General features: G+C 33.4%; 17 protein-coding genes. 6 read left to right on the top strand and 11 right to left on the bottom strand.

Features of this window, described 5'->3' with window-relative positions; all coding sequences use genetic code 11:
* Window positions 1-2: 2 nt before the first annotated feature.
* From ccoN to HM981_RS15140, 3 genes are all read right to left on the bottom strand, one after another.
* Window positions 3-2,201 carry a cytochrome-c oxidase, cbb3-type subunit I gene (gene ccoN, locus HM981_RS15150; RefSeq protein ID WP_179339643.1) on the bottom strand — a complete coding sequence of 733 codons (2,199 nt, stop codon included), beginning with the start codon at window positions 2,199-2,201 and terminating at the stop codon, window positions 3-5.
* 11 nt (window positions 2,202-2,212) lie between these two features.
* Window positions 2,213-2,398 (bottom strand): cbb3-type cytochrome oxidase assembly protein CcoS, encoded by a 186-nt coding sequence (gene ccoS, locus HM981_RS15145; protein WP_179339642.1) that lies wholly within the window; start codon window positions 2,396-2,398, stop codon window positions 2,213-2,215.
* A 73-nt stretch (window positions 2,399-2,471) separates the two neighbouring features.
* Window positions 2,472-4,847 carry a heavy metal translocating P-type ATPase gene (locus HM981_RS15140; protein ID WP_179339672.1) on the bottom strand — a complete coding sequence of 792 codons (2,376 nt, stop codon included), beginning with the start codon at window positions 4,845-4,847 and terminating at the stop codon, window positions 2,472-2,474.
* Window positions 4,848-4,999: 152 nt separating this feature from the next.
* Between HM981_RS15140 and HM981_RS15135 the strand changes: the two genes are divergently transcribed.
* Both HM981_RS15135 and HM981_RS15130 read left to right on the top strand, forming a co-directional pair.
* On the top strand, window positions 5,000-5,635 hold the full coding sequence (locus HM981_RS15135) for a Crp/Fnr family transcriptional regulator (protein WP_317167181.1): 636 nt from the start codon (window positions 5,000-5,002) through the stop codon (window positions 5,633-5,635).
* A 128-nt stretch (window positions 5,636-5,763) separates the two neighbouring features.
* A complete protein-coding gene (locus tag HM981_RS15130; RefSeq protein WP_179339640.1) occupies window positions 5,764-6,441 on the top strand; it encodes a Crp/Fnr family transcriptional regulator in 678 nt (225 codons plus the stop codon).
* Window positions 6,442-6,485: 44 nt separating this feature from the next.
* Here the strand turns inward: HM981_RS15130 and HM981_RS15125 are convergent, their stop codons facing one another.
* Complete coding sequence (locus HM981_RS15125; RefSeq protein ID WP_179339671.1) at window positions 6,486-9,731, bottom strand: WD40/YVTN/BNR-like repeat-containing protein; 3,246 nt, start codon at window positions 9,729-9,731, stop codon at window positions 6,486-6,488.
* 124 nt (window positions 9,732-9,855) lie between these two features.
* Between HM981_RS15125 and HM981_RS15120 the strand changes: the two genes are divergently transcribed.
* Together HM981_RS15120 and HM981_RS15115 are read left to right on the top strand one after the other, a co-directional pair.
* Window positions 9,856-10,986 (top strand): vWA domain-containing protein, encoded by a 1,131-nt coding sequence (locus HM981_RS15120; protein ID WP_179339639.1) that lies wholly within the window; start codon window positions 9,856-9,858, stop codon window positions 10,984-10,986.
* Window positions 10,987-11,084: 98 nt separating this feature from the next.
* The gene (locus HM981_RS15115) at window positions 11,085-12,548 is read left to right on the top strand and encodes a MoxR family ATPase (protein ID WP_179339638.1); all 1,464 of its coding nucleotides are present in this window, start codon (window positions 11,085-11,087) and stop codon (window positions 12,546-12,548) included.
* Between the two features lie 95 nt (window positions 12,549-12,643).
* Here HM981_RS15115 and HM981_RS15110 read toward each other — a convergent pair whose 3' ends face one another.
* The 6 genes from HM981_RS15110 to HM981_RS15085 are packed head-to-tail and all read right to left on the bottom strand — an operon-like array spanning window position 12,644 to window position 18,349.
* Window positions 12,644-13,201, bottom strand: coding sequence for a PepSY domain-containing protein (locus HM981_RS15110; protein ID WP_179339637.1), 558 nt, complete (start codon window positions 13,199-13,201; stop codon window positions 12,644-12,646).
* Window positions 13,202-13,233: 32 nt separating this feature from the next.
* On the bottom strand, window positions 13,234-13,806 hold the full coding sequence (locus HM981_RS15105; RefSeq protein WP_179339636.1) for a YdeI/OmpD-associated family protein: 573 nt from the start codon (window positions 13,804-13,806) through the stop codon (window positions 13,234-13,236).
* 53 nt (window positions 13,807-13,859) lie between these two features.
* On the bottom strand, window positions 13,860-15,491 hold the full coding sequence (locus HM981_RS15100) for a M1 family metallopeptidase (protein WP_394351713.1): 1,632 nt from the start codon (window positions 15,489-15,491) through the stop codon (window positions 13,860-13,862).
* A 2-nt stretch (window positions 15,492-15,493) separates the two neighbouring features.
* Window positions 15,494-15,844, bottom strand: a complete 351-nt coding sequence (locus HM981_RS15095; RefSeq protein WP_179339635.1) for a hypothetical protein — start codon at window positions 15,842-15,844, stop codon at window positions 15,494-15,496.
* A gap of 6 nt (window positions 15,845-15,850) precedes the next feature.
* Window positions 15,851-17,197 (bottom strand): M28 family peptidase, encoded by a 1,347-nt coding sequence (locus tag HM981_RS15090; RefSeq protein ID WP_179339634.1) that lies wholly within the window; start codon window positions 17,195-17,197, stop codon window positions 15,851-15,853.
* A gap of 6 nt (window positions 17,198-17,203) precedes the next feature.
* Complete coding sequence (locus HM981_RS15085; RefSeq protein ID WP_246286295.1) at window positions 17,204-18,349, bottom strand: DUF6265 family protein; 1,146 nt, start codon at window positions 18,347-18,349, stop codon at window positions 17,204-17,206.
* Window positions 18,350-18,472: 123 nt separating this feature from the next.
* Here HM981_RS15085 and HM981_RS15080 point away from each other — a divergent pair, with 123 nt between their 5' ends.
* Window positions 18,473-18,859: a BlaI/MecI/CopY family transcriptional regulator gene (locus tag HM981_RS15080; RefSeq protein WP_179339633.1), complete on the top strand. Its 387-nt coding sequence runs from the start codon at window positions 18,473-18,475 to the stop codon at window positions 18,857-18,859.
* Window positions 18,852-20,294: a M56/M15 family metallopeptidase gene (locus HM981_RS15075; RefSeq protein WP_179339632.1), complete on the top strand. Its 1,443-nt coding sequence runs from the start codon at window positions 18,852-18,854 to the stop codon at window positions 20,292-20,294. Before HM981_RS15080 ends, HM981_RS15075 begins: the two co-directional genes overlap by 8 nt.
* 88 nt (window positions 20,295-20,382) lie before the next feature.
* Here HM981_RS15075 and HM981_RS15070 read toward each other — a convergent pair whose 3' ends face one another.
* Window positions 20,383-22,191 (bottom strand): acyl-CoA dehydrogenase family protein, encoded by a 1,809-nt coding sequence (locus HM981_RS15070; RefSeq protein WP_179339631.1) that lies wholly within the window; start codon window positions 22,189-22,191, stop codon window positions 20,383-20,385.
* Window positions 22,192-22,232: the final 41 nt, after the last annotated feature.

The following is a 22,232-nucleotide window of genomic DNA, read 5'->3' as shown; positions in this document are numbered from 1 at the left end:
AATTAATTTTGAACAGTTTTGTCTAAAATATCTTTTACTTTAATATCGGTACCTAGTCGCTGTAAATAGGCAATAAGGGCAACGATTTCTCTATCTCTCATTTCTACGAAATCCTCACCTGAAGCGGCTTTGTCTGCTTCGTAAGAGGCAACGAAATCCGGATCGTTATATAAGTTTTTTTCAATTTGAGTACCTTGTTCAGACATTGCAGTTTGTGCATTTGCAATTTCATCTTCTGTGTATGGAACACCTAGTGAAACCATAACTTCCATTTTCTTTTCAGTATCAGATTTGTCCAACTTATCTCTAATTAACCATTGGTAAGCTGGCATAATAGATCCTGTAGAGATCCCTTGAGGGTCATACATGTGGTTAAAGTGCCAGTTGTCTGAATATTTTCCACCAATTCTATGTAAATCTGGTCCTGTACGTTTACTTCCCCAAAGAAATGGGTGATCGTAAACAAATTCGCCGGCTTTAGAATACTCGCCATAACGCTCTACTTCAGATCTAAATGGACGTACCATTTGAGAGTGACAACCTACACAACCTTCTCTAATATAAAGATCTCGACCTTCTAATTCTAAAGGTGTGTAAGGCTTAACACTACTAATGGTTGGTATGTTAGACTTTACAACTATCGTTGGGATAATCTGTACAACACCACCAATTAAAATAGCAATTGTAGCATATATAGTTAATAGAACAGGTTTACGCTCTAACCAAGTGTGCCATCCTTCTCCAGACACACGACTTTTAGATACACGTTTTAAAGCTGGTGCTTCTGCTAACTCATCTGTTACTCGATGTTTAGATGTAACTACAGTTAGAATTACGTTAACAACTAATATTAACATACCTGATATGTACAATGTACCACCAATAGCACGCATCCAATACATTGGCATAATTTCAGTAACCGTTTCTAAGAAGTTTCCATAAAACAATGTACCATCTGGATTAAATTGTTTCCACATACTTGCTTGTTGGAAACCTGCAACATACATAGGTAATGCATATAGCATGATACCTAAAGTCCCTATCCAAAAATGAACATTGGCTAAGCCTATAGAAAATAATTTTGTTTTAAATAGTTTTGGAATTAGATAGTAAATCATACCAAAGGCAAGGAAACCATTCCAAGCTAAAGCACCTACATGTACGTGAGCAATAATCCAATCCGTAAAGTGAGCAATGGCATTTACGTTTTTAAGTGAAAGCATTGGGCCTTCAAATGTTGCCATACCATATCCGGTAATTGCAACAACCATAAATTTTAAAACAGGATCTGTACGTACTTTATCCCAAGCACCACGCAAGGTTAATAATCCGTTTATCATTCCACCCCAAGAAGGCATTAATAACATTATTGAGAATGCTACACCTAGGTGTTGCGCCCATTCTGGTAACGCAGTATATAATAAATGGTGAGGTCCTGCCCAAATGTAAATAAAGATTAAAGACCAAAAGTGAACAATAGATAAGCGATAAGAATAAACAGGTCTGTTGGCTGCTTTAGGAACAAAATAATACATTAACCCTAAAAATGGAGTCGTTAAGAAAAATGCCACTGCATTATGTCCGTACCACCATTGTACCAAGGCATCTTGTACACCAGCATAAACAGAATAACTTTTCATACCTGTTAAACTTACAGGTAATGCTAAGCTATTAAAAATATGAAGTACTGCAACGGTTACAAATGTTGCTAAGTAAAACCATAATGCAACATATAAGTGACGTTGACGACGTCTAAGCATTGTACCAATTAAGTTAACTCCAAAAGCCACCCAAATTAAAGCAATGGCGATATCAAAAGGCCATTCTAATTCAGCATATTCTTTAGATGTTGAATAGCCCATTGGTAACGTAATTGCAGCACCAACAATAATAAGTTGCCATCCCCAAAAATTAATATTACTTAAGGCGTCACTAAACATTCTAGCTTTTAATAAACGTTGCGTAGAATAGTAGACTCCCGCAAAAATCGCGTTACCTACAAAGGCAAAGATGACTGCGTTGGTGTGTAATGGTCTTAATCGACCAAAACTTAACCATGAGATTCCATCAGTCATGTTTGGGAATAAAAACATGAAGGCTAAAATTAAGCCTACAAGCATCCCAACAACTCCCCAAAGAATGGTAGCGTAGAGGAATTTTTTAACGATTTTATTATCGTAATAGAATTGTTGCATTTCCATATTTAATATAATTAGTCAGTTTTAGTTTGTTTAGTGGTGTTGGTTGGCTCTTTTACGAGTTCGTCTTCAAACAGCATACGTACGGATGGAGTATAGTCATCATCATATTGACCAGATCTTACAGCCATTATAAAAATGACAAAGAAGGTCACGCCAACAACGACGCTAACTGATAATAAAATATAAATAACACTCATACCTACTGAAGTTATGGTTCAAAAATAATATTGAACCTGTTTATAAAACATGACATTTGTCATATCTCGATATTTATTTTAATTTACGTCCTATAATGTTAGTACAAATTGTTGTAAAAACAACAATACTAATAGAACTTAATGGCATTAAAATTGCCGCAATTACAGGTTTTAATTGTCCGGTTGTTGCAAAGTATAAACCAATAACATTATAAAAAAATGACAATACAAAACTCCACTTAATAATTTTTAATGCCGATTTAGAAGCGGTTATATATGAAAACAATTCTTCAAATTTTGTAGCATCCAAAATAGCATCGCAAGCAGGAGAGAAGATGTTAACATCGTCAGAAATAGCGATACCCACATTACTTTGTGCCAAAGCACCTGCATCATTTAAACCATCACCTATCATTAACACTTTTGCGCCTTCAGATTGATGGTATTTTATAAAATCGAGTTTATCTTCTGGTTTTTGGTTGAAAATTAATTTGGTTTTTGTTGGAAGTAATTTAGTTAAATTTTCGCGTTCTCCTTCATTATCTCCAGATAAAATTACCAAATCAAAATGCTGTTTCAATTTATTAAATAATTTTGAAACTCCCTTTCTATAACTATTATAAAATGTAAATTTTCCTTTGTAAACATTATTGCTGCTTACATGCACTGTGGTATTTAAAATAGTGCTAGTATTTGGGTTACCAACAAAACTAGCAGAACCAATTTTCATGTTTACAGCATCGTGTTTAGCTTCAATACCTTTTCCTATATGTTCTTCAAAAGTATCTAGCGTAATAATATTATTTTCCTTTAATATATTATATAAAGTTCTGCTTAACGGGTGGTTAGAGCCTCGTAGTGAGTTTTTTAAAACGATATGCTCTGAATCTGACAGCATATCTCCATCATATTCTGCATTGCTATGTTTGTTAGATGTAATGGTTCCGGTTTTATCAAAAATCACCGTATTTATTTGAGCAAGTTGCTCAATAACACTAGCATTTTTTACATAAAATTTATGTTTTCCAAAGAGTCGTAAGAGATTTCCAAAGGTAAATGGAGCAGAAAGCGCAATGGCACAAGGACATGCAATAATTAATACTGCCGTAAATACATTCATGGCTTTGCTGCTATCTACAAATAACCAAAATGTAGTCGCAACAAAAGCAACCAATAAAATAGCAACTGTAAAATGTTTGCTAATGGTATTTGTAATGTTGGTAAAACTTTCCTCTTTGTTTTTATTGAAAACATCATTACTCCATAATTGCGTGAGGTAACTTTGTTCAACAGATTTTAAGGCTTCCATTTCAATAACACCATTAGTTTGTTTGCCACCTGCAAATAATTTATCTCCAGATTGTTTAGACACTGTTTGCGATTCTCCAGTAACAAAACTGTAATCTATTTTTGCTTTACCATTAATTAGAATGCCATCCATTGGGATGAGTTCTTCATTTCTAATTAAAATACGATCCCCTTTTTCAATATCATAAACCTGAATAGAATTTTCATTACCATCTTTATCTATTTTGGTAATGGCAATAGGAAAGTAAGATTTGTAATCGCGCTCAAAGGACAAGAAATCGTATGTTTTTTGCTGAAAGAATTTTCCAACTAAAAGGAAGAAGACTAAACCAGCCAGACTATCAAAAAAACCAGAGCCTAAATCAAACATAATTTCAACAGTACTCCTTATAAACAAAACTGAAATTCCAAGTGCAATAGGCACATCAATATTTAAAATTTTTGCTTTTAAACCTTTAAAGGCTGAAATAAAATAATCTTGAGCTGAGTAAAAAACAATAGGTAATGATAAGGCGAACATTAACCACCTAAATACAGGTTTGTACTGCTCTAGCCAATATTCGTTAACTTCAAAATACTCAGGAAATGATAAAAACATAATATTCCCAAACCCAAAAGCGGCAACACCAAGTTTGTAAATTAGGGTTCTATTAACTTGTTGTTTTCCAGATTTAAAATCGTCCAAACTTATGTAAGGTTCATAACCAATAGAACTTAATAATAAGACTACAGATTTTAAATTTGTAGTTTCAGAATTATAGGTAACTCTTACTGTTTTCTTGCCAAAATTGACTTGAGAATCTGAAATTTTTGGATTTAATTTGTTGAGGTTTTCAAGAATCCAAATACAAGAACTACAATGAATATGGGGAATGTAAAGCGTTGCGATCTCAATAGAATCACTGCTAAACTCCGTTAGTTTCTCAATGATGTTTTCTTGGGATAGAAAATCGTATTTACCTTCAATCTCTTTTGGAATTGCCCCTGGAGAATTCTGTAAGTCGTAATAACAAGTTAAGTCGTTTTCGTTAAAAATCTCAAAAACAGTCTTACAACCATTACAACAAAATGGTTTTTCTTGAAATGTTATTGGATGACCACCACAGTCGTCGCCACAGTGAAAACAAGATGTGTTTTCCATATTAATTTGCTCATTTATACCTGTAACAAAAGTCACAAAACTACCTGTTTTAATCTATGATATTTGTCATGTTTTAAGTATATTTGAAATATACATTAAATGTCTTGATAATGAGTAAGTGTGATCAGTGTATTATAAAAGAATTTAACTCTTTGAAATCTTTAACTAGGGAAGAATTGGTTAGAGTATCTGCTTGTAAAACAGGTAAGATCTATAAAAAAGGGCAAGTTATTTTTGAAGAGGGTGAAATCTTAAAAGGTGTTTATTGTGTTAAGGATGGTGTTTGCAAACTGACTAAGTTAAGTGAGAATGGCAAAGATCAAGTTGTAAAACTAGTGGTTAAAGGTGGCCTTTTAGGAAAGCGCTCGTTAGTATCTGAACAGAAAACGAATTTAAGTGCTACTGCGCTTAACGACATGGAAATGTGTTTTATTCCTAAGAGTGAAATCATGAATGATTTAGCTAAAAACCCAAAATTCACCTTGGATGTTTTACGAGAAATGGCTGCAGATTTAAAAGAATCTGATGTCTCTTTGGTTAATATGGCCCAAAAGTCTGTAAAGCGAAGAACAGCTGAAATTTTAATGTATGTTCATGATAATTTTGGAGTTGATTCTGAAGGCTATTTAAGTATTGTTTTATCTCGTGAAGATTACGCTAGTATTGTGGGTACAGCTACAGAATCGGCCATTAGAATACTCTCTCAGTTTAAAAAAGAAGGTTTAATTTCTACATCAGGTAAGCGTATAAAAGTAGAAGACTATGCTGGTCTTAAACGTTTTGAATAAACAATCTTGTTCTTCATTATATTTTTTTGAGATTAAATTTAAAAATAAAAGTATCTCAAAGCACTTCATATATAAGATATTTTAATTGCTATTATTTTAATTAAGCTGAAAGGCTAAGAGTTTCTAAGATGACTGAATGCCAACAATGTATTATAAAACAGTTTAAGGTTTTAAGAGCTATAGGACGAGATGATCTAATTCGTATTTCTGGATGTAAGACCTCAAGTTTTATTAAAAAAGGAGCGGTTCTTTTTAAAGAAGGCGAAAATATTAATGGTGTTTATTGTATTAAGGAAGGAGTTTGTAAATTATCCAAATTGAGTGATAATGGTAAAGATCAAATTGTAAAATTAGTAGTTAGAGGCGACTTAATTGGACAACGATCTTTGGTTACTGAAGATAAATCTAACCTTACAGCTATTGCAGTGAGCGATATGGAAGTGTGTTTTATACCTAAATATCAAGTTCTACATGATTTAAATAATAACGCAAGCTTTTCTTTGGACATGCTTCAAGACATGGCTAACGAGCTTAAATATGCCGATAATGTTGTTGTAGATATGGCTCAAAAAACAGTAAAACAACGTTTGGTAGATGTTTTACTTTTTTTGAATAAAAATTTTGGAACTGATAGTAATGGTTATATTGGCATTGTGCTCTCTAGAGATGATTATGCTAATATTGTTGGAACCGCTTCAGAATCTGCTATTAGAATTTTATCTCAATTTAAAAAGGAAGGATTAATTTCTACAAATGGAAAGCAGATTAAGATTGAAAACTTAGAAGGTCTTAAACATTTGGAATAAAAAAAGCGCTCTAGTTAAAGAACGCTTTTTGTAAAATTAGTTTTTTAATCAATATTAAATGTTTTTGTTTCCTTAAAAGGATTCATTTTGATGTCTTTCATTGAATCTTGATACGTTTTCCAGTCTTTATTAAAGAAACTATTAGTCGCTTCTAACAATGCATTCATGGCATCTTTGGCTTGCTTAATTAAAGTCGTCTCAGTAGTTGTTAATCCATTTTGACTCCCATTTACATAACCAGAAGCTAATCTTAGACGTTGCAATGGTGTTACTTCAGCATTTCTAGTTATACCTTGTCGCTTATCTACTTTACCTAAATAGTTGTCAATAAGACTGTCAATAGCTTTTGTAATGTTTTTTGAATCTTTTATTTGCTCTTTATAAAGGTCTTTATCCAATTTAGATAAATCCTTTTTATAATTTTCAGCTATGGTTTTACTTTCTATTAACTGTTTTATAGCATCAACAGCTGTTTGTTGCATTTTTTCTAATGCTTTAGAAGCCTCATAAATGTCATCAATATTCTTTTGAGAAACCTCTAATCTAGGATCTGATTCTACAGTTATGGTTGTCTCAGATATTTGATCTCCATATTCCAATACAGCTTTATAAGTACCAGGTTTTACACTAACGCCTCCAGATTCTCTTTTACTTGTTCTCACACGTCTAGAAGGTCTATCTACACCTGCTTCATCCATATACCAAGTCCATTTTTGGATGCCATTTTCTTTTGGTGCTTTGGTTTTTAGCGTTCTAATTAAACGGTCACCATCATACAATTTCAGAGTTAATGAATCCCATTTTATCTTTGTTTCATCCTTTTCAGAATCATCTTCTTGGTCGCTTAGCGAAGTTGAATCATCATCATCATTTTTATTAGTCTTATCTTTTTTGTTTTTTTTATCTTTCTTTACCTGTTCATTCTCATTAAATAAATAGGATAAAATAGCACCACGACCTCTGTTTTCACCATGATACATGGCATCTGCACCAAAACGACTTCCTGTAGGTTGTTGGTATGCGGCTTGATATGCAGTAGGAGGAGTAAATAATTTAATATTTGAAGCCAAGACAGCTTTATTCTTTGCCATTTCTCGTAAAGGTCTAATATCATCTAAAATCCATGCAGCTCTACCAAATGTTCCAATAACCAAATCATGTTCTCTTGGGTGAATCACTAAATCTTTGACTGAAGTTGTTGGGAAACCTTCGGTCCATTTAGTCCATTTGTTTCCAGCATTAAGTGAAACATATAAGCCATCATCTGTTCCTAAAAACATCAAATTTGGTTCTACTAAATCTTCAACTATGGCTAGGGTGTAGCTTTGCACATCATTTTCATCTACAATACGTTCCCAAGTCTTTCCATAGTTTTTAGTGTGGAAAGCATAGGGTGTATAGTTAAAACGTCTATAATCATTGGCAATTAAAAGGGCTTCACCTTTATTTTTATTCGATGCTTTTATTTGTGCAATCCAACTGCCTTTTGGTAAGTCTTTAATGTTTTTAGTAACCTCTGTCCAAGAATCACCACCATTGTTGGTGTAATGTACACGACCATCATCTGTACCAGCCCAAAGCATATTTTTTTCAACAGGTGATGGTTCAATAACCAAAATAGTACAGTGATTTTCTGCTCCTGTAGCATCCATGGTTAAACCTCCACTTTCAGATTGTTTTAATTTTTCAGGATCATTAGTTGAAAGATCAGGTGAAATTATGGTCCATGTTTCTCCTTTGTCAGTCGATTTATGTGCAAACTGACTTCCAAAGTAGAGTGTACTATTATCAAAGGGATCTATATTTATTGCCGAATTCCAATTGAAGCGTAATTCGACATTAGCATCTGGATGTGTTGGTCTTACTAAGTAATTATTTCCCGTTTGCCAATCGTAACGACTCACATAACCTTGCTGACTCATAGACCAACCGTATCGAGAATCGTCCTTATCCGGAATGACATCAAAGCCATCACCAAAACTAATTTCTTGCCAATAGCTATTTCTAATGCCTTGAGCGCGCCAAACATAAGCAGGTCCTCTCCAAGAACCGTTATCTTGCATGCCTCCGTAAACATTATAAGGATAGTCATTATCGACATTAATATGATAGAATTGTGCTACAGGAAGATTACCTATAAAGCGCCATGTTTTTCCTCCATCTTTAGTAATATTCATACCACCATCATTACCATCAATCATAAAATTGCCGTTTTCAGGATGAATCCACCACGCATGATGATCTGGGTGTACTCCATTATTAGCACCATAAGCAGGCATTAATTGTGTGAAGTTTTTTCCACCATCTTCAGAAACATTGATGTAGGTAAAAACAGAATAGACGCGATTCTCATTTTGTGGATCCACATAGATTTCAGAATAGTAAAAAGGACGATTGCCAATATCACTTTTGTCGTTAATCATTTTCCATTTAAAACCACCATCTTCACTTTTGTAAAGCGCATTTTTTTTGGCTTCAACTAAAGCATAAATAATATTTGGTTTGTTAGCTGCAATAGCAACACCAATTCGTCCTAAATTGCCTTTAGGAAAACCATCATCTTCGGTTATTTTTTTCCATGTTTTTCCACCATCATGTGTAATGTGCATTCCAGAACCTTCTCCACCAGATTTAAAAAACCAAGGATCTCGTTTGTGCTCCCATAATGTTGCAATTAGCTTATTTGGGTTGGTTGGATCCATTATTAAGTCTGCAACACCAGTCTTGTTATTAATAAATAATATTTTGTTCCAAGTTTGTCCACCATCAGTAGTTTTAAAAACGCCACGTTCAGGGTGTTCTCCCCAAGGCGAACCTATAGCTCCAACATAAACCACATCTGGATTGGTTGGATCTACGATAATTCTATGAATGTGTCTTGTGTTTTCAAGTCCCATGGAGATCCAGTTTTTTCCACCATCAAGGGATTTGTAAATTCCATAACCACCATTTAGTGAATTACGTGGATTACCTTCTCCTGTACCAACCCAAATCACGCTTGGATTAGATTGTTGAATTTCGACAGCTCCAATGGAAGCGGTAAGTTCTTTTTCGAAAATAGGTTCCCATGTAATGCCTCCAGAAGTCGATTTCCATAAACCACCAGAAGCTGTACCAACATACATAACGTCTGGATTCTTGTTTACAACATCAATCGCTGTAACACGACCAGACATGCCTCCAGGACCAATATTTCGAGGTGTCATATTTTTTACTAAGTCCATTGAAAATTCTTGAGCAGAAAGAGATGTAATGCAGAATAGCATAACAATTGAGAAAAAATGTTTCATCATTTATCGGATTGGTTGAGTAGTGCTTAAAATTAAGGAAAATAATTATAGAAGTCTTAAGGACTTGTTAAGTTATATGCAAGTCTGTTTTATTGGTTTGAAAAATCATTATTTTTACATAGCTATGAAACAAAAATTAAATAAATCGGGCTTTGTATTTAAAACTTACGAAGCACCACACCAATCACCTTTCGAAAAACTTTTCGAAATTTTTAAGGAGCTCATTACGCATACCTCAGGCGATTTTGACGAAGCTATTGATTGGTTACGTAGTCTAGATAAAGAATATAAGTTAACGACTCCAGAGTATACTATTGATGATTTTATTGAAGACCTAAAGAATAAAGGTTATATAAGAGAAGAACTAGATCCTAATGGAGCAGGTGAAGGCGGTATGACAATTACAGCCAAAACAGAACGCGCTATTCGTCAGCAAGCTTTAGATCAAATTTTTGGTAAAATAAAGCGCAGTGGTTCTGGTAATCATAAAAGTAAAGGTGTTGGTCTAGGGGATGAACATACAGGAGATTTTAGAGCCTATCAGTTTGGTGATAATCTAGATAAAGTTTCCATGACTGAAAGCATTAGAAACGCGCAGATCAATAATGGTATTGGTGATTTTAGTCTAACTGAAGACGATTTGGTGGTTGAAGAAACCCTTCATAAAAGCCAAATGAGTACTGTACTTATGATTGATATTAGTCACAGTATGATTCTTTACGGAGAAGACCGAATCACACCTGCTAAAAAAGTAGCTATGGCTTTGGCAGAATTAATTACCACACGCTATCCAAAAGATACTTTAGAAATATTAGTCTTTGGAAACGATGCTTGGCCTATTAAAATCAAAGAATTACCCTATTTAAAAGTAGGGCCATATCATACCAATACGGTTGCCGGATTACAATTGGCAATGGATATGTTACGCAGAAAACGAAATACTAACAAGCAGATTTTTATGATTACGGATGGTAAACCTAGTTGTTTGCGTATGCCAGACGGACAATATTATAAAAATAGTAATGGTTTAGATCCGTTTATCACCAATAAGTGTTATGCGATGGCGCAACAAGCTAGACGTTTACATATTCCGATAACAACTTTTATGATTGCTGAAGATCCGTATTTAATGCAATTTATTAGAAAATTTACGCAAGCCAATAGAGGTAAAGCATTCTACACAGGATTGAAAGGTTTGGGTGAAATGATTTTTGAAGATTACGAGAATAACAGAAAGAAGAGAATTAAAGGATAATTGAAAAAGAAAAAAGAATAGAGAGATAAGAATTAGAGAGCATATAGGTAGCTAAGTCTATTTTCTTTTATCTATAATCTCTTCTCTAAAAAATAAACATGAAAAAAGAAAACATAAGTACACTCGGAGAACTAAAAAAAGCAGGATATCAATCAAAATCTATAAAAGATGAATTGAGAGATAATCTTATTGAAAATATAAAAAATAAGAAAACCACGTTTGAAGGGATTCACGGTTATGAAAATACCGTAATTCCAGAATTAGAACGTGCTATTTTGTCGAGACATAATATTAATTTATTAGGATTAAGAGGACAGGCAAAAACACGTTTAGCAAGAATGATGGTGAATCTATTGGATGAAAATATTCCAGTCGTAGAAGGTTCTGAAATTAATGACGATCCATTAGCTCCAATTTCTAGGTTTGCAGTAGAACTGATTGCAGAAAAAGGAGATGATACTCCAATTACGTGGTTACACAGAAGTGATCGTTTTGCCGAGAAATTAGCAACACCAGATGTTACTGTTGCTGATATTATTGGAGATGTAGATCCGATAAAAGCAGCCAATTTAAAATTAAGTTATGCAGATGATCGCGTGATTCATTACGGAATGATTCCACGTGCCAATCGTTGCATTTTTGTAATTAATGAATTGCCTGATTTACAAGCTCGAATTCAAGTCGCCTTATTTAATATTTTACAGGAAGGAGATATTCAAATTAGAGGATTCAAATTACGTTTACCTTTAGATATGCAATTTGTGTTTACCGCAAACCCTGAAGATTATACCAATAGAGGAAGCATTGTAACTCCTTTGAAGGATAGAATTGGTTCTCAGATTTTAACGCATTATCCTGAAGATGTAGAAACGGCAAGAACAATTACAGCACAAGAGGCGAAGTTAGATTCTAGACAATCAGAATCTGTTTATGTCCCAGAATTAGCAAAAGATTTACTAGAACAAATTAGTTTTGAAGCTAGAGAAAGTGAATATGTAGATGTTAAAAGTGGAGTAAGTGCACGTATGAGTATTACGGCTTTCCAAAATTTATTAAGTACCGCTGAACGACGTGCTTTAATTGCAGGAGATGATGCAACGGCAGTCCGATTGGCGGATTTTACAGGAGTGATTCCTGCAATTACAGGAAAAGTAGAATTGGTTTATGAAGGAGAACAAGAAGGTGCCGATTTTGTGGCTAACGCTTTATTGGAAGCCGCAGTGAAAACGTTATTTCCTAAATATTTTCCTAAAGTTGAAAAACTAGAAAAACAAGGAGATGAAACTCCATATGATGATTTAATCTCATGGTTTTTCAATGGAGACGGTTTTGAATTGTTAAATGAATATGACGATAAAGCTTACAAAGCAAAATTAGATGAGGTTACTCCTTTAGATGCTTTAATTGCAGATTATCAACCAGAAATTGATCCAAGAGATGTCTATTTTGAAAAAGAGTTTATTCTTTGGGGATTAACCCAATTTAAAAAACTGAGTAAGTATAGTTATTCTGAAGGTATGCAGTTTAAAGATCCTTACGGAAGTTATATCAGTGGCCTATAAGTGAAATAAATATTTAATTTCAGACCTGTCAAGTTTTTTAAACTTGACAGGTCTTTTTTTTGTCAAATTTCAATGATTTTGGCATCGTGTAATGCTTACTTACTAAGCGTCTTATTTTTCTTAATTTGTTTTGGTTTCAGCCATAGCCAAAAACCACTCAGAGAAATAAATAATAAACCCAACGCAATTAAGGTAGAGTAGAAGAGTTTTGTTGGTGTTCCGTTTGAATTGAAAAGAAAGTCGATAATAGAACCATCATGAATCATTTCAATAATATCTGCCGTTCTTGTTTTTTGAGAGATAATTTTACCTGTGTAACAATCGATTTGTAATTCTGTAAAATGATTTTCAAACCGTACTTTTGCTATACCTTTTCTTGGTCTATAATCAACTCTATTAATTTCATTTGAAAGTTTTAAGCTGTCAATATAATTTATAGCTCTTGTTTCAATTTCCGATAGAGGAATTAGTTGTCTTCCATTTGAGTCAATAGTTGTGGTTGAAGGTTTTAATTGTAATTCATCTTTCCAAGTTAAGAGCAGTCCAGTAACACTCATTACAATTATAAAAAGTAAAAGCGGAATAGCCACAAAGCGGTGTGCTTTACGATACCATCTTGCAGATTTAGCTAAGGCTTTATTTTTTTCTTTCACAGTGTAAGTTGAAAATACGAATCTAAATAATTTTATCTAACATCACGACTTTTAATATTAGCATCACATAGTTTAATTATCTCTGCGATTCTTTTTTGTTGCGTAGTTTCTCTTTTTGCTTGATTTAACCAATACAAATAGCTTTTTCTATAGCTAGGAGCAAAGTTGAGGTAGTTCTTAAAAGCATTTTTGTTGGCATCAAAAGCGTGTTGAAGATTGTTAGGAATAACTCCGTTTTCTACATCATCTAATGCTATCCAACTACCATTCTCTTTGGCTATTTTAATAGATTGATGTCCGCTTTTGTGGATTAAGTTTTCTTTATGTAATTCGATAATATAATTTTTGTTAACAGCACTCCAAACACTTTTTGCTTTTCTTGGACAGAAATATTGTCTGCGTTTTCCATCTCCTAAACTTTTAACGGTAGAATCTATCCATCCAAAACAAAGTGCCACTTTTACGGCTTCTTCCCAACGCATAGAATCATTTTTATGATCTACTTTGTAGAATATTAAATAGATACCATTGAAAGAGTCGTGATTTACTAATAACCATTCTCGCCAATCCGTGTCTGTTTTAAAATAAAGTTCGGGTAAATCCATATTCACTTCCCGAGAAAGCGGGAATCTTTTATTTTTAGATTTGATAGATTTTTTTAAATTTTGTTTGAATTAACGTAAAAATCTCTATCGATTTTGAAGTCTTTAGAATTTACTTTTTTAGTCTGCCATTCCGTTTTAGGGAATAACCATTTGGGTTTACCATCTATTTCAACTTGAATAGGCATATCAAAATGATCAACAATGTCTGTCCAACGATACTTTAGTTCTCCCTTTTTTATTTCATATTCCAAGGTCGGAATCTTAGTCGTTCTTAAATACTGATTAAAAAATGCCGTTAAATCAATACCAGATTGTTCACTTAAGTAATCTTCAATCTGTTTTGTAGTTACCGTTTGATGATAAAATTTGGAATTTAAACCTCTTAAAATTTGTCTCCATTTTTCATCATCTTTAACTAATTGACGAAGTGTATGTAACATGTTTTCACCTTTGTAATACATATCGCTAGAGCCTTCGTTATTTACATTGTATTCTCCAATTAAAGGTTTATCGTTTTGAATGTTTGAACGCGTTCCAATGACATAATCTGCAGAGGCTTCTTTACCATAATAGTAATCTAGAAATAGGTTTTCTGAGTATGATGTGAAAGCTTCGTGAATCCACATATCTGCAATATCTTTATTGGTAATGTTATTGGCAAACCATTCGTGTCCAGCTTCATGTATAATAATAAAATCGAATTTTAAACCCCATCCTGAGCCAGATAAATCTCTACCTAAATAGCCTTGTTTATACTGATTACCATAAGTGACAGAACTTTGGTGTTCCATGCCTAAATAAGGGACTTCAACCAATTTAAAACTATCCTCGTAAAATGGATAAGGTCCAAACCAATATTCAAAAGCTTCCATCATTTTTGGTGCATCTTTAAAATGTTCTTTGGCTTTTTCGAGATTACTTTTTAGAACATAATAATTCATGTCTAAATCGCCTTTTTCACCTTTATAAACTTCAAAGAAATTGGCATAATCTCCAATATTCACATTAACCCCATAATTATTAATTGGGTTACTAACAAACCAATGTGACGTGACTGTATTATTGTCGTTTTCTACTAACGCTCTAAGACGACCGTTAGATACATTCGTTAAACCTTTAGGGTTCGTAACACTAATAAGCATACTATCCACTTCGTCATACATGTGGTCTTTGTTTGGCCACCAAACGCTAGCACCTAAACCTTGGCAAGATGTGGCAATAAAATGCTTCCCGTTTTGATCTTTTTTCCATGAAAATCCACCATCCCAAGGAGCGCGTTTAGCTTCTTTTGGATGACCGTTGTAATAGACGTCTATTGAATTGATATCTCCAATAGTTTGATTTTTTAAAAGCGTAATATAATGCGCATTGCCTTCATGTTGTATTTTTAATTCTTTATCATCTTGAAGCACTTTGATGATTTCTAAGGGGTCTTGCAAATCAATTTGCATCACCTGAAACGGTTTCAAAACTTTATATTGGATGGTGTTTTTACCTGAAATAAATTTGTCTTCAGGTTTTACTTCAATATCTAAATGATAATAGGTTAAATCCCACCATTCGCGTTCCGGAGTAATGCTTCCTCTAAGTGTATCTTGTTGGGTGAATTCTCCCTTATCTTGAAGCAATTGGGCTTGTATGGTCGAAAATGTCAATACAAATAGTACGAGTAACTTAGTTTTCAATTTTAATTCGTTTTTAATTTCAAGTATTTATAAAACATAAATCCTGCCAATATTAAATTTAATCCAAGATATAAGGAGCCAAAAATAATAAGGTTGTTATAATTTTGATTAGCGACTTCAAATTCTGATAATTCTGAAACCAAAGCTAATACCATAAATAAGGTAAGCATCATAACCACAGCAGAAATAACTAATCCAAGTATTGCATTTTTTTTGATAATTTGATAAATAAGAAGTGCTAATAAACCCATAGCAATTGGATTTAAAAGATTAGGGGTTAAAACCCAATAATATATAACGGAAGCCATTAAAAATAATTCTGGTATTATTGGTTTAAGCTGACTGATTTTCATTGGTGTTTATCTTAGAATTTTATTTGGAAAAACAACAACACTTTCATGGCCATTTGCACCAACAGCTGCAACTCCAAAATAGAAATTATCTATAACAATGCCTTCTAAAGTAAACTCATTAATATCTTCTATATAACGACTGTGATCCCAAGTTGAAGAGGTTGTATCTCTCCAATAAATTTTATAACCTTTAGCTCCTTCAACTTTACTCCATTTTAATTTTACAGAAGCTTCTACAATACCTCCAATACTAACTTCTGTTGGAGATGGTGGAGCAGAAGCAAGGTTGGCCATGGTAATGGCGTTGACAGTTGTTAGTTTTTTGCAATATGGAAAGTTAACATGTTCAAAGGTATCTCCATAATCAATTCCATTTTCCGTTCTAATATCTTGATGTTGTTGTGTGTAATTTTCATGCGCTTCCATAATTCTAATACCAGCAAAGCCAGCATCATTAAAAGGTTTATGATGTCCTCCTCGACCAAAACGGTCTAAACGATACACCATCATAGGATTCATTTCGGGCATGTAAGTTTTAGTAGTTTTATAAATATAACGCGCTAATTGACGCGAGATACCATCAACTTCTCCTCCGTAAAAACGTCTGGCTGTTGTTTGGCTTGCTAATTTTTCAGGATCAGTAATGGATGTTGTAATCGGTTCTGAAAATATTCGGAAAGTTCTATTGTCAATCACACCATCAACACCAGTAATATTTCCAATCATATCATTATTTAAAACTCCAATGATGTCCCAATTATTGTCTTTTGCATATTTTGCCAATCCTTTTCCTCCAAATAAGCCTTGTTCTTCACCTGAAAGTCCAACGTAAATAATACTATTTTCAAATTGATATTTTGATAATACTCTTGCGGTTTCTAATGCACCTGCCATTCCTGTCGCATTATCATTAGCTCCTGGAGCATCTGAAGTAAAATCATTAGACCCCGTTACTCTAGAGTCTATATCACCACTCATTATAATAAAACGATTTGGATATTTTGTGCCTTTTTGTATCGCTACCACATTCACCACCATCACATCTTTAACGATACGTTGGTTTTCTCCTTTTTTTACAAAATCTTTTTGATAGAAAACCTCTAAGCAATCGTCACAATCTTTAGAGATGGTTTCAAATTCCGATTTTATCCAACGTCGAGCCGCACCAATTCCCCTTGTTTCAGAAATAGTGTCACTAAGTGTATGTCGTGTTCCAAAATTAACAAGTGTTTGTACATCTTTACGTAAATTACCTTCAGAAACGGCCGCTATGATATCATAGATCTTTTGGTCAGTTTGAGCATAAGTTGTTGATGTAAAAAGGATTATAAAAAGTAAAAATAGATATCTCATAATTTTTTAAAAGCTAAGTTTTAAAGTTCCGAAAATATTGGCATCAATCCAACCGCGATTTTTATCTTCCCCTTCTACAAAGACAGAACCAATAAAATTTTCTCGCGTTTTACTAGTATCATTATCGCAATAGGCTAAAGCGAATCCCATAACTTTGCCAATTTCTAATTTTAGTGGTGTATTTTCAGCATCGTCTTTGTAAGTATCATTGAATAACGAAATTTTAACTTCCCAAAGTGTTGTGTTCCCTTTTGTAATATGTTTCGATTCTATATGGGAATTGTACAATTTTCCTGTTTTTTCAGTAGACATATCTACAACATTGCCATCTAAAGCTATATGATAAGCAAAGGCATTGTGGTTAAATTGGTGTTCTCCGCCACTATTATCTTCATCTATAAAAACCTCTAAACAATCATCGTCCCACCATGCGACTAATGGATCTGGATTATTGTCAATAAGTATATCATCTTTAATTTCAGCTAAGAGATAGAGACCATCCTCTGCCCAAGATAATTTATATCGGCCAGAATAGTCATCTATGGTATAAGCTTCGCCTAGCCATAATTCATTTAATGGAAGCCAAATAGTACGAGACCAAATGTCATCATCAGCTTTTCCATCTACAATAGGTTTAGTTTTTGCTCGTTTAACGTGGATGAACTGATTAATTTGCTTGGGTTTTACAATTGTTTTTTTGTAGTTGAAAGTAACGGTTTCTATTTTGCCTTTGTCTTCAATATCTACATAGACATTCATTTCTGTAGCACTGACTTTTTCAAAAGACATGCCTTCAAAAACGACTTTATTTTCTGTGATTTCTTTAAGCGGAAAATCAACGGTTTCTTCTTTGGTTTCCCAACCTTTTAGGTTTGGACCGAAATGTTTTAATTGAAGTATTAATGAATTTTCGACTTCTCGGATCACTTCGATTTCGTAGAAGGTAACTTTACCGTCGTTAATTAATTTAAACGTTGCCATCATGGAACCAGCAGAGGGTTCACTCCATATTTCTTCTGTAATGCCACCAAAGGCTTCTCCATGCCATGTGCCTGCAATCCAAGCTATATTTTCTAGTTTTGGAGCTAGTGTTTTTTCGTTTTGCGCTTGGGTTACGGTAAATGCTAAAAGGAATACAATTAAATACTTCATGTTACTGAGGACTAATAGTTACTTAAATTATGAATGCTTATTAGGCCAATAAAGATATAATTTTTAAGATGGATTTGTGCATTAAATTTTTATTACTACATTTGTAGTATTAAAACTATAATTGTGGATATAAAACAACTTAATAAATCAGAATTGCAGATAATGAAGTATTTATGGTTGCTTGAAAAAGGATTTATGAAAGATATTGTCGAAAAATTCCCTGAACCAAGACCAGCATATACTACCATTTCTACTTTATTAAAACGCATGGTAGATAAGGAATATATAGGGTTTGAACGTTTGGGTAGAGACAAAGCCTATTTTCCGCTTCTTAAAAAGAATGATTATTTTACGAAACAAGTTAACGGGATGATTCAGCATTTTTTTAACGACTCTAAAGCACAATTTGCATCATTTTTTACAAAAAACGCAGATTTATCAATGCAAGAGTTAGAAGAGCTTCAGGCTTTATTAAAGCAAAAAATGGATCAAAAGAAAGCCAATGATTAGTTATTTCATTTATACCATAATTAGTTTAGGCTGCTCTTATGCGGTTTATGTCTTGTTACTTAGAAAGCAAAAAACATTTCAGTTTAATCGTTTTTTTCTAATAGGTTCATTGTTACTATGTTTGGTGGCACCATTTTTAGAGTTTGAAATGTTTAATGCTGTGCCGAAAATAGCAGAACTTCCTATTCAAAAAATAACGGAATCTATTGTTGTACCACAACACATAGAAGCGGTGACTTTTGGTGATGTTGAAACCATAAATGAATCACAGAAAAGTCCATTGTTCTATATGTATTTAACTGTAGCAATCTTCCTAGTTTTTCGTTTCTTTAAAAATATTTTTCAACTCTTCAGGTTAACAAGACAAAGTTACGAACCCTTTGGGAAGCTTAAATTAATAAAACATCAGGATTCTGAAATGGTGTCGAGCTTTTTCAATTATCTATTTATTAACGAAAAATATAATAAAGAAAATAAGGCCTATTTTAATATTATAAAACACGAAACTGTGCATTTCGAAGAGCGACATACGTTAGATATTATTCTCGTAGAGCTTTTGATTTGTGTATTTTGGTTTAACCCTTTTATTTGGCTTTACAAAAAAGCTATACTTCAAAATCACGAATATATTGCAGATCACAAAACGATCTCTTCTGGTATTGACATTGAAGATTACTCAAATACCATTATAAACTTAGGACAAAAGGAATACCGAGTTCCTCTAACTAGCGGATTTAATTTCATTCAAATCAAAAATCGAATCATTATGTTACATCAATCAAAATCATCAGTATTAAACCGAACTTTAAAAATAACATCTGTTATTTTACTTTTTACAGGCATCTTTGCATTTAGTTCTTGTAAAGAAGACATTGAAGACTCACTAGTACAAGATACACTAATTGTTGTTATTGATGCAGGACATGGAGGTAAGGATTCAGGAAACTTAAATAATGAGAAAGATGAAAAATTTATTGTTCTCCAAATTTCAAATGCACTTGCGTCTTTAAGTGATGACAGAGTTGAAATAATACAAACAAGAACGCAAGATGAATTTCTCAGTCTAAAGGAACGTGCAACATTTATAAATACTAAACAACCAGATTTGTTTTTAAGTTTACATTGTAATGCACATAATGATGCTTCAATAAGTGGCACAGAAGCTTATTATAATCCAAAACTAGAAAATTCAGAATCAAGTCTTAATCACGCTAGTGTTTTAGTAAAGCACCAACTAGATAATTTTTCTAGTAGAGGTGTTAAAGAAGCATCAGGATTTTATCTTTTAAAGAATACAACAGTTCCTGGAGTATATTTAGAGTTAGGTTTTCTTACCAACGAAAGAGATAGGGGAGTGCTTACCGATAAAAGTGAACAATTAAAAATTGCAAAATCTATATACGAAGGTCTATTAGAAATTAGAAATAGTAACTAAACTAAAAAAGCCAATTCAATCCAAATTTTATATTGGAAGAATTGGCTTTATAATTAGAAATATTTGAGTTAGTCTAATTATTGTTTTATTAGAAACAGTATTTGTTTTCTGCTTTTACTTTTTCTGCAATCTCAATACGTAAATCAACAATATCTGGATAGTTTTGATATTTAGTAAAACGTTTAAGTCCCATTAACATCATACGTTGCTCATCTCCTTCAGCAAAAGAAATAATACTTTCTTTTCCTTTTTCTTCTACGATATCTACAGCGTGATATAAATATAATTTAGCCATTGCGATTTGTGCAGATTGTTCTGCTTCGCTAGTACGCTTCACGTTTTTCTCTGTTCTTAAAATTGCAGATTCTGCCATATAGATTTCAATTAAGATATCTGCAGCAGCAATTAACAATTGTTGATGTTCTTCTAGTTGAGGTCCGAATTTTTGAACGGCTCCACCAGCAACCATTAAGAATGTTTTCTTAAGTTTTGCAATCATTTGCTTTTCTTCTGAAAATAATTCAGAATAATCTGGAGTTTCAAAAGAAGGAATACCCATTAATTCTTCTTGTACTTTAGAAGCAGGGCCTAATAAATCTACATGACCTTTCATGGCTTTCTTTACTAACATACCAACAGCTAGCATTCTGTTAATTTCGTTAGTTCCTTCGTAAATACGAGCAATCCTAGCATCTCTCCAAGCAGATTCCATAGGTGTTTCTTCGGAGAATCCCATTCCTCCAAAAATTTGGATGCCTTCATCAGCAGCACTTTGTACATCTTCAGAAACAGCTACTTTAAGAATAGAACATTCAATTGCGTATTCTTCTACACCTTTTAATTCTGCTTCTTGATGCGAATTCCCTGCAGCTTCACGCATGGCAATTCTATCTTCAATATTTTTAGCAGCTCTATATGTTGCAGATTCACCAGCATAGGCACTTGCAGCCATTTCAGCTAACTTCGTTTTAATTGCTCCAAAGTTTGCAATAGGTGTTTTAAATTGTTTACGCTCTGTTGCATAATTTACAGCTGTGGTTAAAATTCTACGCTGAGAATCTAAACAAGCTGCAGCCAATTTAATACGTCCAACATTAAGTGCATTCATGGCAATTTTGAATCCTTCACCACGACCAGCTAACATATTTTCTGCAGGAACCACACAGTCACTAAAAAATACTTGACGTGTAGAAGAAGCACGAATACCTAATTTATGTTCTTCTTCACCTAAAGTAATTCCGTTTGGATTTTTACCATCATATTCTACAATGAAACCTGTAATATTTTTATCATCTTCAATACGTGCAAAAACGATCATCAAACTACAGAAACCTGCGTTTGAAATCCACATTTTTTGACCGTTGATTTTGTAAGATTTTCCATCTTCTGAAAGTGTCGCCGTAGTTTTACCCGAATTGGCATCAGATCCTGCTCCAGGTTCTGTTAAGCAATACGCTCCAAACCATTCTCCTGAGGCTAACTTAGGTACGTATTTGTTTTTTTGGTCGTCAGTTCCGTACAAGGTGATTGGCATAGTTCCAATTCCTGTATGCGCACCAAAAGCAGTACTGAAAGACCCTGTTCCAGAAGAAATATAATCACATGTTAAAACAGTAGATACAAATCCCATTCCCATACCACCATAAGCTTCAGGAACAGCAACACTTAAAAAGCCCATATCACCAGCTTTACGCATCACTTCTTCTGTTAATGCATAATCTTTAGCTTCAAAACGTGCTTTATGAGGAATAATTTCACGATCATTAAATTCCATTACGGATTCCTTCATCATGGTTTGTTCTTCTGAAAAATCTTCAGGAGTAAACACATCTTCACAATTTGTTTCTTTTACCAAGAATTGACCACCTCTTAAGATGTCTTTTTCAGTTGCTTCCATTTTATAGTATTGTATTAAGTTCTTTAATTAATAATTGTTTG

The sequence above is a fragment of the Winogradskyella ludwigii genome, from assembly GCF_013403985.1.
Lineage (GTDB): Bacteria > Bacteroidota > Bacteroidia > Flavobacteriales > Flavobacteriaceae > Winogradskyella > Winogradskyella ludwigii.
The sequence above is the reverse complement of the archived record's forward strand: the minus strand, read 5'-3'. Positions and strand labels throughout refer to the sequence as shown.